The sequence below is a fragment of the Arthrobacter sp. P4_F10 genome (assembly GCF_056401435.1).
The window spans coordinates 1-12,905 of the sequence record NZ_JBFUJJ010000026.1 but is presented as its reverse complement, the minus strand read 5'-3'; the positions used below and the strand labels follow the sequence as shown (position 1 = coordinate 12,905).

Annotated in this window: 14 protein-coding genes; 4 read left to right on the top strand and 10 right to left on the bottom strand. The window is 64.9% G+C overall.

Going from position 1 to position 12,905, the window contains the following annotated elements; genetic code table 11:
* Nucleotides 1-101 precede the first annotated feature (101 nt).
* On the bottom strand, nt 102-2,507 hold the full coding sequence (gene ppsA / locus AC1DR1_RS18570; protein ID WP_229993052.1) for a phosphoenolpyruvate synthase: 2,406 nt from the start codon (nt 2,505-2,507) through the stop codon (nt 102-104).
* A 151-nt stretch (nt 2,508-2,658) separates the two neighbouring features.
* Complete coding sequence (locus AC1DR1_RS18565; RefSeq protein ID WP_229993053.1) at nt 2,659-3,477, bottom strand: pyruvate, water dikinase regulatory protein; 819 nt, start codon at nt 3,475-3,477, stop codon at nt 2,659-2,661.
* A gap of 124 nt (nt 3,478-3,601) precedes the next feature.
* Between AC1DR1_RS18565 and AC1DR1_RS18560 the strand changes: the two genes are divergently transcribed.
* On the top strand, nt 3,602-3,940 hold the full coding sequence (locus AC1DR1_RS18560) for a hypothetical protein (protein WP_229993054.1): 339 nt from the start codon (nt 3,602-3,604) through the stop codon (nt 3,938-3,940).
* Here the strand turns inward: AC1DR1_RS18560 and AC1DR1_RS18555 are convergent.
* The gene (locus AC1DR1_RS18555) at nt 3,937-4,920 is read right to left on the bottom strand and encodes an EamA family transporter (RefSeq protein WP_356815702.1); all 984 of its coding nucleotides are present in this window, start codon (nt 4,918-4,920) and stop codon (nt 3,937-3,939) included. The two genes, AC1DR1_RS18560 and AC1DR1_RS18555, sit on opposite strands and share 4 nt — an antisense overlap.
* Before the next feature lie 69 nt (nt 4,921-4,989).
* On the opposite strand from AC1DR1_RS18555, the gene AC1DR1_RS18550 reads away from it, so the two are divergent.
* Together AC1DR1_RS18550 and AC1DR1_RS18545 are read left to right on the top strand one after the other, a co-directional pair.
* Nucleotides 4,990-5,871, top strand: coding sequence for a LysR family transcriptional regulator (locus AC1DR1_RS18550; protein WP_476993060.1), 882 nt, complete (start codon nt 4,990-4,992; stop codon nt 5,869-5,871).
* A gap of 149 nt (nt 5,872-6,020) precedes the next feature.
* Nucleotides 6,021-6,833 (top strand): alpha/beta fold hydrolase, encoded by an 813-nt coding sequence (locus tag AC1DR1_RS18545; protein ID WP_229993056.1) that lies wholly within the window; start codon nt 6,021-6,023, stop codon nt 6,831-6,833.
* 27 nt (nt 6,834-6,860) lie between these two features.
* Here the strand turns inward: AC1DR1_RS18545 and AC1DR1_RS18540 are convergent, their stop codons facing one another.
* The 7 genes from AC1DR1_RS18540 to AC1DR1_RS18510 all read right to left on the bottom strand — a co-directional run bounded on the left by AC1DR1_RS18540 (nt 6,861) and on the right by AC1DR1_RS18510 (nt 12,116).
* Nucleotides 6,861-7,685, bottom strand: coding sequence for a VOC family protein (locus tag AC1DR1_RS18540; protein WP_476993059.1), 825 nt, complete (start codon nt 7,683-7,685; stop codon nt 6,861-6,863).
* A gap of 76 nt (nt 7,686-7,761) precedes the next feature.
* Nucleotides 7,762-8,178 carry a hypothetical protein gene (locus AC1DR1_RS18535; RefSeq protein WP_229993058.1) on the bottom strand — a complete coding sequence of 139 codons (417 nt, stop codon included), beginning with the start codon at nt 8,176-8,178 and terminating at the stop codon, nt 7,762-7,764.
* 116 nt (nt 8,179-8,294) lie between these two features.
* Nucleotides 8,295-9,758 (bottom strand): protein adenylyltransferase SelO, encoded by a 1,464-nt coding sequence (locus AC1DR1_RS18530; protein WP_229993059.1) that lies wholly within the window; start codon nt 9,756-9,758, stop codon nt 8,295-8,297.
* Nucleotides 9,759-9,985: 227 nt separating this feature from the next.
* Nucleotides 9,986-10,252: a DUF1876 domain-containing protein gene (locus tag AC1DR1_RS18525; RefSeq protein WP_476993058.1), complete on the bottom strand. Its 267-nt coding sequence runs from the start codon at nt 10,250-10,252 to the stop codon at nt 9,986-9,988.
* 129 nt (nt 10,253-10,381) lie between these two features.
* Nucleotides 10,382-10,705 carry a hypothetical protein gene (locus AC1DR1_RS18520; RefSeq protein ID WP_229993061.1) on the bottom strand — a complete coding sequence of 108 codons (324 nt, stop codon included), beginning with the start codon at nt 10,703-10,705 and terminating at the stop codon, nt 10,382-10,384.
* A gap of 376 nt (nt 10,706-11,081) precedes the next feature.
* A complete protein-coding gene (locus AC1DR1_RS18515; RefSeq protein ID WP_229993062.1) occupies nt 11,082-11,384 on the bottom strand; it encodes a DUF4193 domain-containing protein in 303 nt (100 codons plus the stop codon).
* 456 nt (nt 11,385-11,840) lie between these two features.
* A complete protein-coding gene (locus tag AC1DR1_RS18510; protein WP_229993063.1) occupies nt 11,841-12,116 on the bottom strand; it encodes a hypothetical protein in 276 nt (91 codons plus the stop codon).
* A 438-nt stretch (nt 12,117-12,554) separates the two neighbouring features.
* Here AC1DR1_RS18510 and AC1DR1_RS18505 point away from each other — a divergent pair.
* The coding region (locus AC1DR1_RS18505) for a ferredoxin (RefSeq protein ID WP_476993057.1) at nt 12,555-12,905 on the top strand (351 nt) is incomplete at its 3' end.

Sequence of the window (12,905 nt, the reverse complement as noted above, 5' to 3'; positions counted from 1 at the left end):
TCCCCCGCCCAGCGGCCGATGCGGCCCCAGCAGCACGGTCCGGAATTCGAGACCGTGCTGCCCGTCGGGTGTCCTGCTGTCCTTTCCTCGGCGCCGTGCTGTCAGTTCGCCTCGGCGCCGACCCCTGCCCCGACGGCCGCACCGGCGAGCCGGAGCCAGGTATCCACCACGGTGTCGGGGTTCAAGGAGACGGAATCGATGCCTTCCTCGACCAGCCACTCGGCGAAGTCCTCGTGGTCGCTGGGACCTTGGCCGCAGATGCCCACATATTTGCCTCGCGCCCTGCAGGCCTTGATGGCCATACTCAGGAGCTTCTTGACGGCGGGGTCGCGTTCGTCGAAGCCGCCGGAGACAATCGCGGAATCCCGGTCCAGGCCGAGGGCCAGCTGGGTCATGTCATTGGAGCCGATGGAGAATCCGTCGAAGTAGTCCAGGAACTCATCGGCGAGCAGCGCGTTGGACGGAATCTCACACATCATGATCACCTCGAGCCCGTTCTCGCCGCGGTTGAGGCCGTTTTCCGCCAACAGTTCGATGACGCCGCGGGCCTCGTCCAGGGTCCGCACGAACGGGATCATCAGCTTGACGTTGGTCAGCCCCATTTCGTTGCGGACGAAGGACAGGGCTTCGCACTCAAGGTCGAAGCAGTCCCGGAAGGACGGCTCCAGGTACCGTGAGGCCCCGCGGAAGCCGAGCATCGGGTTCTCTTCGTGCGGCTCGTAGGCGGGTCCGCCAATCAGGTTGGCGTACTCGTTGGACTTGAAGTCGGACATGCGCACAATCACGGGTTCCGGCGCGAAGGCCGCCGCGATGGTGGCCACGCCTTCGGCCAGTCGCTTGATGTAGTAATCGCGCGGGCTGTCGTACGCGGCAATCCGCTCACGGATGTCCGCGGCGACGTCTGCCGGCTGCTCGTCCAGGTTCAGCAGTGCCTTGGGGTGGATGCCGATCTGGCGGTTGATGATGAATTCCAGCCGGGCCAGGCCCACTCCGTGGTTGGGCAGCTGCGCGAAGGTGAACGCCTGCTCCGGTGTCCCGACATTCATCATGACCTTGACGGGGGCCTCGGGCAGCTGGGTGATCTCGGTTTCCTCGACGCTGAAGTCCAGGAGCCCTTCGTAGATGGTGCCGGTCTCGCCGTCGGCGCAGGAGACGGTCACGTCGAGGCCGTCGGAGAGGGCGTCCGTGGCGTCCCCGGTGCCGACGACGGCCGGAATCCCCAGTTCCCGGGCAATGATGGCCGCGTGGCAGGTGCGTCCGCCGCGGTTGGTCACGATGGCGGAGGCACGCTTCATGATCGGTTCCCAGTCCGGGTCGGTCATGTCGGCGACGAGGACATCGCCGGTCTTGAAGGCGGCCATCTGGTCGATGGCCGTGAGGATGCGGACGCTGCCGGCGCCGATGCGCTGGCCGATGGCGCGTCCCTCGACCAGCACCCGGCCGGTTCCGTTGAGGCGGAAGCGGCTCAGGCTGCCGGGGGCCCGGCGCGACTGCACGGTCTCAGGGCGCGCCTGCAGAATGTACAGGCCGCCGTCGATCCCGTCCTTGCCCCATTCGATGTCCATCGGGCGGCCATAGTGGTTCTCGATGGCGACGGCGTGCCGGGCGAGCTGCTCGACGTCGTCGTCGCTGAGGCTGAAGCGGTTCCGCAACGAGGCCTCAACCGGCACAAAGTCAATGGTGCGGCCGATCTCGCGGCTGCTCGTGTAGGTCATCTGGAGGGCCTTCTCGCCCAGACCGCGCTTGAGAATGGCGGGCCGGCCGGCCTGCAGCGCGGGCTTGTAGACGTAAAACTCGTCCGGGTTCACGGCGCCCTGGACGACCGCCTCGCCCAGGCCGTAGGAGGACGTGACGAACACGGCATCCTGGAACCCGGACTCCGTGTCCATGGTGAACATGACGCCGGAGGCCCCGACGTCCGATCGCACCATGCGCTGGATGCCGGCCGACAGCGCCACCTCGGCGTGCTCGAACTTGTGGTGCACGCGGTAAGCGATGGCCCGGTCGTTGTAGAGGGACGCGAACACGTCCTTGATGGCGAGCAGGATGTTCTCGATGCCGCGGACGTTCAGGAAGGTTTCCTGCTGCCCGGCAAAGGAGGCATCGGGAAGGTCTTCCGCGGTAGCGCTGGAACGGACGGCCCAGGAGAGGTCCTCAGAACCGCCGTGCTTGTCCACCAGCTTCCGGTAGGAGTCCCGGATCTGCGCTTCAAAGTCCGGCAGGAAGGGCGTCTCGCGCATGAGGGCCCGAATTTCCTGCCCTGCCGCGGCCAGGGCGGTGACATCATCGGTGTCCAGGCCGACCAGCCGGTCGGCGATCTTCTGGTCCAGGCCGGAATCTGCCAGGAAGTTGCGGTAGGCATCCGCGGTGGTGGCGAAGCCGTCGGGAACCTGGACGCCGGCAGAGGTCAGATTTTGCACCATCTCACCAAGGGAAGCGTTCTTTCCGCCCACCCGGTCCAGGTCCTTGAGTCCGAGTTCTGAGAACCACAGGATGTCTGTCGTCATAGTTACTGCTCCTTTGCAGATGATGGCACGCAAGTGCGCCGCCCCGCTCGCGGCGATGGCCGGTTGCTGGGCGCAAGTCCTGTCCACACTGACAGGTATCCAGCGCTCTTTCCATATGACGTGCGCCACACTGGGTTTGTGAAACTTTTCCCTAATGCTTGAGATTCATCCGCTGCAAGATGGTCGCGGCCATTTCCTCCACGGACACCGTGGCTGAATTCAGGTACGGAATCCTATGGGAGACGTACAGCTGCTCGGCGCTGCGAAGCTCAAAGCCGCACTGCCGCAGCGACGCGTAGGGTGAGCCGCGGCGCCGTTCGGTGCGGATTTGGCTCAGGCGCAGGGGGTTGGAGGAGAGACCGAAACATTTCTCAACGAAAGGCCTCAGCGGCTTGGGGAGCCCCTCCCGCTCAAAGTCCTCGTCCACCAGCGGGAAGTTCGCGGCGAAGATTCCGTGTTGCAGCGCCAGGTACATGGTGGTGGGTGTTTTGCCGCAGCGGGAGGGTGCCACCAAGATGACTTGGGCCTTTTCCAGCGCGCGCAGGCTCTGGCCGTCGTCGTGCTCCATGGCGTACTCGACGGCGGCCATCCGGGATTGATACCGCTCGGCATTGCCGAGGCCGTGGGCCCTGCCGGGTTCCCCGCTGGCCAGTGAGCCGAGGGCCTGCTCCAGCTGTCCGACATGGGTCCCGATGAGATCCACGATAATCCCCTGGCACGTCGCCAGGACATGGCGGATGTCGCTGCTGACAGCCGTGGAAAAGACGATCGGCCGCGGGCCGGTTGCGGCCAGCGTGTCGATGGTACCTACCACGGTCTTGGCCTGTTCGACCGTCGTGATGAAGGGGACCGTAATGCGGTCAAAGTTATTAGCGGGGAACTGCGTCAACAAGGTGTTGCCGAGCGTTTCCGCGGTGATGCCGGTACTGTCCGAAAGGAAGTAGACGGGCCGAAGATCGTCATTGGTCATGAACGCATTCTCCACCAGGAACGGTCCCGCCCGGCATCGGGCAGCCGGCGGGTCCCTACCCGGCTTCCGGACACAGACGTAGACTGCTCGCGTACAACGCCACCAACTGTCGCAGGAGATGGACATGAGCTATGCGGGCACCGGTAACGAGAAGGCCGTCGCAGCAAGCGACCTTAACCGGACACATATCGGACTGACCGTGAGCTTCCAGCCGGACGAATTCACCGTGGTCTTCGGCCGGATCGGCGCCATTGCGCGCAAGGAGGGCGGCGTGACCATCGCGCTTGCAGGAGTGGACGGCACGGGTGGCCTGCCTTCCCACTTCAGTCTGCCTCCCGCCCAACAGGTCTACGTCCAGCCGGACATGCTCACCAATACGGAGTCGACCATCAAGGACTTGTTTGGCAAGGTGCAGGAGAATCTGCGCAGCCACAAGGGAGACCAGCGGCCCGACGCCGTCTAGGGATCCTTCCGTGTGGCCTTTCTCTGGTCCGCGCGGTCCCTTCGAACCGGCGCCTTGCCGGAATGCTGCTGCGGTGAACATGTCTCGGCGGGCCCAGGAGCTTTGATCGGCCCTGCTGACCGGACGGCGCCTATGCTGGCAGCCACTACAAGGGCAACCGCTATGACGTCGATATATCCGAACTGCTGCCCGAGAACCACAAAGCCTGCCAGCGCCGCCACGGCCGGTGCCGTGCAGGTCAGCACCGAGAACGTGGCGGCCGGGATTCGGCGCAGGGCCATGAGCTCGAAGGAGTATGGGACAGCCGTCGAGAGCAGCGCGACGCCGAGGCCAAGGCCAAGGATCGCCGGCTCCAACAGGGCAGTCCCCGCCGTTAGCATCGCGCCAGGCAGCGAGACGATCGCCCCGACGGCCATTCCGAGGGCCAGGCCGCCGAGCCGTGGGAACGTTGCTCCGGTTCTGGCGTTGCACAGGATGAATAAGGCCCAGCACGCCGCCGCACCGAGGGCGAAGCAGACACCGGCGACGTCGAGATCGGCCAGCCCTTCCTGTCCCAGCAGGGCGACCCCGATGAAGGCCAGCGCCGCCCACAGCATGGATTTGGCGCGTCGGCTGGCCACGACGGATAGGACCAGCGGGCCCAGCACTTCGATGGTGACTGCCGTGCCCAGGGGCAGCCGTGCGATGGCTTCGTAGAACAGTGAGTTCATCGCTGCCATGGTCACTCCGAGCCCGATTGCAGCCCGCCAGGCCCTTCCACTGTGCCCGTGCAGCCTAGGCCGGGCAACAGCAAGAAGGATGATGGCCGAGAACGCCAGGCGCAGCGTCACGATGCCTAACGGCCCGGCTGCGGGAAAGACGAGCACAGCCACCGCTGCACCGAGCTGCTGGCATAGCACCGCGGCCATCACCAGCACGGTCGCCGGGGCGTAACCGGGGGCCGGCGTGCCGGGCAAGGCCCGGGAAGTCGTCATTTGCATGGTTCCAACGTTAGGAAAGTCAGCAGGCGGCGGGAAATGCCATTTGAGTTGCTGTTATAACCTAGACGCATGAGCGTTGAGGCGCGGCACTTGAGGGCATTCCTGGCAATCGCCGAAGAGGGCGGATTCAGTTCCGCTGCGGCCGTGTTGCGGGTCAGCCAGCCAGCGCTGTCCCGGACGCTGCGGCAACTGGAAGCACACCTTGGCGCCACTCTGTTTGACCGCTCGACCCAACACGTCGCCATCACCCCTGCCGGCGAGGCCCTGCGTCCGCGCGCCGCCGCCGCGATCGCCGCCCTCGACGCGGCACTGGACCCCGCAGGGACACCTGTCCGGCCGATGCTGCTGGGGTATCCGTGGTCCGCGCTCGGCCGCCGGACTGGACCCCTGCTACGCCGCTGGCGCGAACTGCACCCTGGAACGCCGGTGGAATTGCACCGCGTGGATGACCGGTTCGGCGGTCTGGCCTCCGGGCGTGCCGACGTCGCCCTGATACGGGGGGATACACCCGTGGCCGGGGGCCCGGCCGGCATGCGGCAATGCGAACTGGCCGAGGAGCCCCGCTTCGCTGTCCTGCCTGCCGACCACGAACTGGCCGGCCGCGACGAGGTGCGCCTGGCTGACCTGTCCCACGAGGTTGTGGTCGTCAATACGCTCACCGGGCTCACAAGGCTGGACCTGTGGCCGGTGGGGATACGTCCGAAGCACACGGTGGCCACGGACAATACTGACGACTGGCTGCTCGCGATTTCCTCCGGCCGTGGCATTGGCATCAGCGGCATCTCGACTGCGGAAACCTACCAGCACCCTGGGGTGGTGTACCGGCCGCTTGTCGACGCGCCACCGGTCACCGTGTCACTGGCATGGCTGGAACCGGTGCCCCACACGGCGGTGCCGGAGTTCGTGAAGTTCATGGTGAACGAAGTGCCGCCGGACCTCGCAGCGGACTAGGACCGTCAGCCGGGCAAGGCCCGAACATGCAAAAATTCGACGCGCGGGTAGCCAGTCCCTGGGCATTCGACGCCGACGCTTCTGTACCGGTACCCGCCATGTTCTCAAACCCCTCTGGTTAGCGGGCCGGCGCGATCTACACTATCTGGATGGAAGCTACGGTCGGCGGAGTGCCTGTGCAATATGCCGAGTACGGCAGGGGCACGCCGGTTCTCGCCCTGCACGGCGCGGGGGTGGATCATCGCGAGATCGCCGGCGCTCTTGAACCGATATTCTGCAACGTTCCCGGCTTTCGGCGGCTGTATCCGGACCTGCCGGGGATGGGCCGAACCCCGGCGCCCGAGACGATCACGAGCAACGATGACGTCCTGGACATTCTGCTCGGCCTGATCGATAGCACCATTGGTGACGAACCGTTGCTTGTGATGGGCCAGTCGTACGGTGGGTACTTAGCCCGTGCGATTGCCGATCGGCGACCCGAGCAGGTTGTGGGACTGGCGTTAATCTGCCCGGTGGGCGCGCATACGGGCAACGTGCCTGAGCACGAGGTTCTTGTTTCGGCGGCCGACCCGACCGGCGAACTGGGCCCGGAGCTCGAGGCCTCTTACCGTAACTACTTCGTGGTGCAGACGTCTGAAACGCTGAGCCGGTTCCAGGAGTTAGTGGCTCCCGCAGCGTCACTCGTTGACGAATCGGGCCTGATGCGAATCTTTTCGAACTGGGAGCTACAGGATCGCCCGGACGCGGCGACTACTTATCCTCATCCTGTCTTAATACTTGCAGGGCGACAGGATGCAACTGCCGGGCACACGGGTCCGTGGGAGCTGACCGAGCACTACCCCCGCGCCACCTTTGCTGTACTCGATCGCGCCGGCCACGCTCTGTTCCACGAGCAGCCCGCCCTCACGCAGGCCCTAGTGGTCGAATGGCTCGCGCGCGTGCGGGAGCACTCCACGACGTGAAGTAGTCGGCCGGCCGTCAAGGATCGCTCATCCCGACGGGGGCGTGAACTGGCTGGCGGTAAACTCCGCTCCCTGGGGGTCCCGGATCAGTGCCGTGCGCGTCCACTCGGTGTCGTTTTGGCTAAGGACTTGGGCGCCGAGTCGCTCCGCATCAACCACCGTCTGGTCCCGGTCGGCAACGGTGAAGGAGACGTGCCAGCGCGACAGTTCCGCGGGGGCGGTGGTCGCGATCCAGGCGATCGCATCCTCGAAGCCAGGCGGGGCGGCCAGCCCTGACTGTCTGGCCCTGATGCCCGGATCGACTGTCGCCTCAAGGTGATCACCATAACCGGGCCTGCGGATCATCATCGCAAAGCCGAGGTCGTCGACCTGCCAGCCGAACGCGTCCTCGTAAAACTTTATGGCCGCGCCGGGGGTTGGCGTGTGGAGATCGCTGAAATTCCAGGCCCCTGGCTGATTGACCACTTGTGCCCCGAAGCGTCGCCTGGCCTGCCAGATGCGGAACTCGGCGCCCTCCGGATCGGTCAGCGCCGCACTGCGGCCGCCCTCTCCCGCATCAGCAGGCGCCGTTCGCACCGCAGCGCCGGCAGCGACCAGTCGCTGCACTGCGACATCCGCGTCCTCGACGGATACGTAGGTACTCCACGCCGCGGCACCTTGAGTGCTGGCCACCCCAGCGACGTCCTGGCCGTCGAGCTTTGCTATCAAGTAACGGCCCGGCGCTCCCGCCGGCATGGCGTCCTCGAACGTCCAGCCAAAAATTCCGGCGTAGAACACGGCGGCCGCCTCGACGTCAGGCTGCCCGGTGTCGATCCAACACGGAACGCCCTGCGGGTAGGTCCGTTGGGTCATGTCTCGCTCCCGTCCATGGACAAAGCCTAGCGAGCCACGATCCGGCCGGGTACCCACCCGCCATCTGGTGAGCGGATCAGCCGAAGGCCTCCTGCACATGGGCCCGGATGGCGCCGATCACCGGCGCCGATCCCTGCGTGCGGTAAACATCGATTGGTCTGGAGCCAAGCTGCACGTTGGGGCTGCACATCCAGAGCATGGCCTGGGCCGGCGTGAAAGCACAGTGGAGGTGCCCTATGAGGGCGTCCAGGTCCGCAAGCTGGAGCCGGCCAACCGCATTCGGCGCATCCTGGCCCGATGTCCAGCGATCCAGAAGTTCCACATCGACGCCCAGCAGGGGTGCCGCAGCATCCATGCCCAGCGAGTTTACTAGCCGTTCGGCTATTGCTGCCGGGCTATAGCCAGGGGCGTCCCTCAACTCCGCGAGACTGGCGAAAACGGTGGTGGCAGACAACGGCGGTTCTTCAGCACCCGTGTCCTGCAGCTGTTCCATGACGCCATGCTATTTATTGGCGTCCCCTTGGAGTAGGGCCACAGGGCCTCCTGAGCTCTGGTCATCCATGGGGTCTGCCGGAAGGGAGGACTGGAGTAATTTGCCTGCCTCAGCATTCAGGTTCCGCAGAAGGTCCGGTAAGGGCCAAAGCTTTCCGGGGCGGCAGCGGCGTAATGCTCGAGACCGGGCCGCTCGTCGAAGGGTAAGGCTACCGCGTCCATCAACCGTTCCAGCGGACCCGTGTTCCCGCCGGTAGCGGCGGTCAGGGCTTCCTCCACCAGATGGTTCCGCGGGATGTAGACGGGGTTGACTCCGTCCATGGCGTCAGCATCTGGCGCCAAGGCGCGCCAGCGCCTTACCCAGGCATCGAACCCTGCCGGGTCCAGAACCTGGCCCCGCGCAGGTTCAGCCTGGCCGCGGGCGGCTTTGCCGAGGTGCCGGAAGAACGATGTGTAGTCCGCCCGTGACTCCTGAATCAGGGCCACAAGTTCGTCCACAAGAGGCGACGTCACTTCGTCGTCGGGCCCTTCACGGAACCCAAGCTTGGCCTTCATGCCTGCCGACCAGGCCGCACTGTACTGCAGGCGGAACTCACTGAGCGCTTCCACCGCGAGGTCCACCGCCTGCTCCTGGTCATCGTGAAGCAGAGGCAGGAGGGACTCCGCGAGCCGGGCAAGGTTCCACTCCGCCACCACCGGCTGATTGCGGTAGGCGTAGCGTCCGGTCTCGTCGATCGAACTGTAGACGGCGGCAGGGTCAAAGCCTTCCATGAAGGCACACGGCCCGTAGTCGAGGGTTTCACCCGAAATCGTCATGTTGTCGGTATTCATGACCCCGTGAACGAACCCTACGAGCATCCACCGGGCCACCAGTGAAGCCTGGGCTGATATGACCGCCTGGAATAGTGCGAGATAACGGTTCTCGGCCTCCGCGGCGGCCCGGTGGTGACGGGAAATTGCGTATTCCGCGAGGCGGCGAAGAAGGCCGATGTCGCCCGTGGACCGGGCGTACTGGAAGCTGCCCACGCGCAGGTGGCTGCTGGCAACCCGGGTAAGAACGGCGCCTGGCAGGAGCGTCTCGCGCTGCACCGGACGCCCCGTCGCGACGACGGCGAGGGATCGTGTGGTGGGGATATTCAGCGCGTGCATCGACTCACTCACGATATATTCGCGCAGCATAGGGCCGACCACTGCCTGGCCGTCGCCGTTTCGCGCAAACGGCGTGCGCCCTGATCCCTTGAGGTGGATGTCGCGGAGCTGCCCGTCCGCGTGGCCGATTTCGCCGAGCAGGAGTGCGCGCCCGTCGCCCAGACGGGGTGCGTACCAGCCAAACTGGTGGCCGGCGTAGGCCTGCGCCACCGGGCGGGCCTCCGCAGGGATGGCGTTGCCGATCAGCAGAAGCAGACCCTCAGGGCTCCGGAGAAAAGCCGGATCGAGACCTAGCTCGGTGGCGAGGCGCTCGTTGAGCACCAGAAGGTGCGGGTCGGGAGCTTCCTCCGCGCGCCAAGGAATGGCCATCTCCTTGAACTCCCGGGCGAAGCGGCCATCAAATGTGGCGGTTGAATGCGCGATGTCACTCATCTATCAAGGATACGGGCGACGCCGTCAGCAATGTCGCTTGGCCACCTCCACTCGCCCGGGATCCTGACAGGAGAGAACCGCCAACGAGGCCGACGCGATTGTGCCGCCGCGCCGGTTCACGATCGCGGGGTCGATGTCCCAGTCGTCAGCAGGATCGCCGGGTGCGTCGCCGAGTTCATCACGGGGATTCCAGCTGGCCAGCAGGACCAGCGCTCAGCAAAGCAGGGCTAAGCGCGGAGATGCGGAGGTTCTTTGGTAATTTTCTCGATATCGGCCGCGGTGACTTCGATCAGCTGATGCGCCAAGTCGGCCAGGGCGCGTGCGGTCGCCAACTCGTCCCCGATCTCCGGGACATCGGAGTCTATCGGATTCAGCCTGGCCAACCCGACACCTTCCAGTTCGGCCCGGTTCTCGGCCCTCAATCGTGCCGTGGCCCGCGTTTGGTTTTCATGTTCGTCGATAACGATGTTCACCGACCAACTCTTCTCTTGCATGGTGCTCGCCTCCCCGATCCGACTTCCACGATGCCAAGCTCGAGGCCGGCCGTCAAGGTACACAAACTTCCCCTGTGGAGGGGGTTCCCCCGCACCGGTCCCCGGCATACGTGGGACAGGGTCACAGGACTACGTGTTGAGGTCCCAGTGGACACGGATCGCCTCTGCAATCGGTCCAGCAGTGATATCGACTCGGAAAGCAACGGGCGCGGTCCCTGTCTCTTCGATGACCACGTCATGGTAAACGCGGCCGCATGAGGGACACAGGGTGTAGAGATCCTCGTCGTCAGGCCACGTAGCCAGTCCTGCGGGCGCTGGCGCGTTTCCGCCGATGTGAACGGGGATGCCTTGTGAGTTGGCCTGAATCAATCCCTCGTTGCTGACGGTATTGCCGCATACGCAGGTGATGGTGGTGACGTCATGATCTATGACATCAGCGAATTCGGTGTCCATGCTGAGCTCCCCGGCGTTGGAAGAAAGCGTTCTGTCGTGGATTATGCCTGCGGACCAGCTTATGGGGCTCGTCCTAAAGTCAGCTGTGCCGCAGGCTTTGAATCAACCAGTGCAATGGTCTGCTGAAAATGACAAAGCCCTGGCATGCCCATCCTGTCACCCCCGTGACTTCGCTGTCCCTAATCAATATATTCATGACCGCCAACCTCATGCGGCCAACGCTTTTGGCGCATTGGTTCCAACGAGTCAGCAATGACAGCCGCGTTCCGCGCACGCTTGCTGCTCCGCTCTTCTCCGTTTCGAATACTGCGGTAGGGCGGATCAAGTCACGCTGTTGAGGCCGCTGTTGCGTCCCGTCATCTGGAGCGAGGGCGTCCTAGCTTTCGCACTCGAGGCAGTACGAGTGGCCGTCTTTTTCGCGCGCCAGCTGGGACCGGTGCCGGACCAGGAAACAGGAGTAGCAGGTGAACTCGTCCTCGGCCTGGGGAATGACCTGAACGGTCAGTTCCTCGGCGACAAACTCCCCGCCAGGGGTCATGGCCTCATCCAGCGCGTCGGACTCGTCCAGCTCACGGACGACGCTGCGGGCATCCGGTGCGTTAGCGGACTGCAACGCCTCCAGGGACCGGTCCTGTGATTCCTTGACGTCGGACCGGACTTCGTCGTAATCGGTTGCCACTTGAGTCTTCTCTTTTCGGGTGTTCTTCTCTGACCAGACTTTAACGCACACCACGGCTCCCCTATTCCCGGGTCGCGGGACCGACATGCCGCGTCCTGCAGCCCGGCGACTCGCTGGCCCGACCCGCCCCAGATGCGACCCTGCAGATGTGGGAGAGCGATCGATATGCGGACTCGCGCACCAAGGCGGTGTTGCCTGTGCCGCGGCCGCAGTCGCCGCAGTGCCAGCGTATCGCCATCGCTCCCCCCGTGTGCCGCGCACGGCCACGTGCCCGGTTGCGTGTCTTCGGGCTCGATCACGGAGGTTCCGCCCGCGGCTCGGGCCTTCTGATGAAATCCATCGACGTCCTCGACCAGAAGATATAGTCCCTGGCCGGTTGATCGACCGATAAAGGGCGGCCGCTGGTCGCATGGAAAAGCCCGGACCAGCATGGTCCGGGGCTTGCCTGGGCGTCTGTTAGCGCCCGATGCTGACAGTGAGATCCAGATAGATGTCGTTATCGGCGACAAAGCGGTCCTGGAGGTAGCGGGCAAGGCTCGCGTCGGTGGCGGTGTGCACGCTTTGCGCGATCGCTCCGCACAGCACCGCCTGGGTGTCGGTGGACTTGACGACGTCCAGCGGCGCCCACCCGCGGTGGCCGCCTGTAAGACGTTCTATATCCGTGCGGAAGGAACGCCTGTGGTCTTCGCGGACGGTAGCGCGCATGGTGAACGGGATAAAGGGAGTGGGCAAGGAGGTCCTTTCACGAGGCAGCCGTTCATCGACGCCCCAATCTAGACAAGACCTCTGCAGCGCCGGCTATTCCTCGTCAGCAGCCAACGAGTCCAGAATCACGGCGCAGGAATAGTCGCCCCGCTACCTTGAGCGCGAAACCGGGCTGCCCGGGCACCTGACGATCTGCCGACTGGTCAACGATCGCCTTGACGTCGGAACGTTCGCGACCGGATTCAGCCGCAGACCCTGCCCCGCCCTGTCCGGTCGCAGGCCTCTTCCGCCGCGTGCCCACGGGGCCTACACTCTTGAAATCGAATCGAGTGCAGGCTCCGTTCCGCTGCCCAGCTTTGGGGAGCGGAAGTTTTGACAGGCCCGGGGCCGCCCGGTTGGATCGGAAGAGGCGCCGACTGGTTGGCGGACGGCCGACGCAAGCGCGCTAAAAGGGAGAAGTGCGGCATGAGGATCCTCGTCGATCTCACTAAATGCCAGGGCTACGCCCAGTGCGCCTTCCTCGCCCCGGACGTCTTCACGATTCAGGGGGACGAGGCACTGACCTACAACCCGCACCCTGACGGGGCGCATCTCACGAGGCTTCGGCGGGCCGCCGCTGCGTGTCCGGTTCAGGCCATCCGGCTTGAACAGCCGGACGGGCAGGACACGTCGCTGCACCCGGCCCCACGACCGGCGACGGCTACTCCGGTCGAAGACAGCGGGAGAACTTTTAAGAGGACTGGACGGATCGTCATCGTGGGGGCATCGATGGCGGGGCTGCGCGCGGCGGAGCGGTTGCGCGAGGAAGGGTTCACC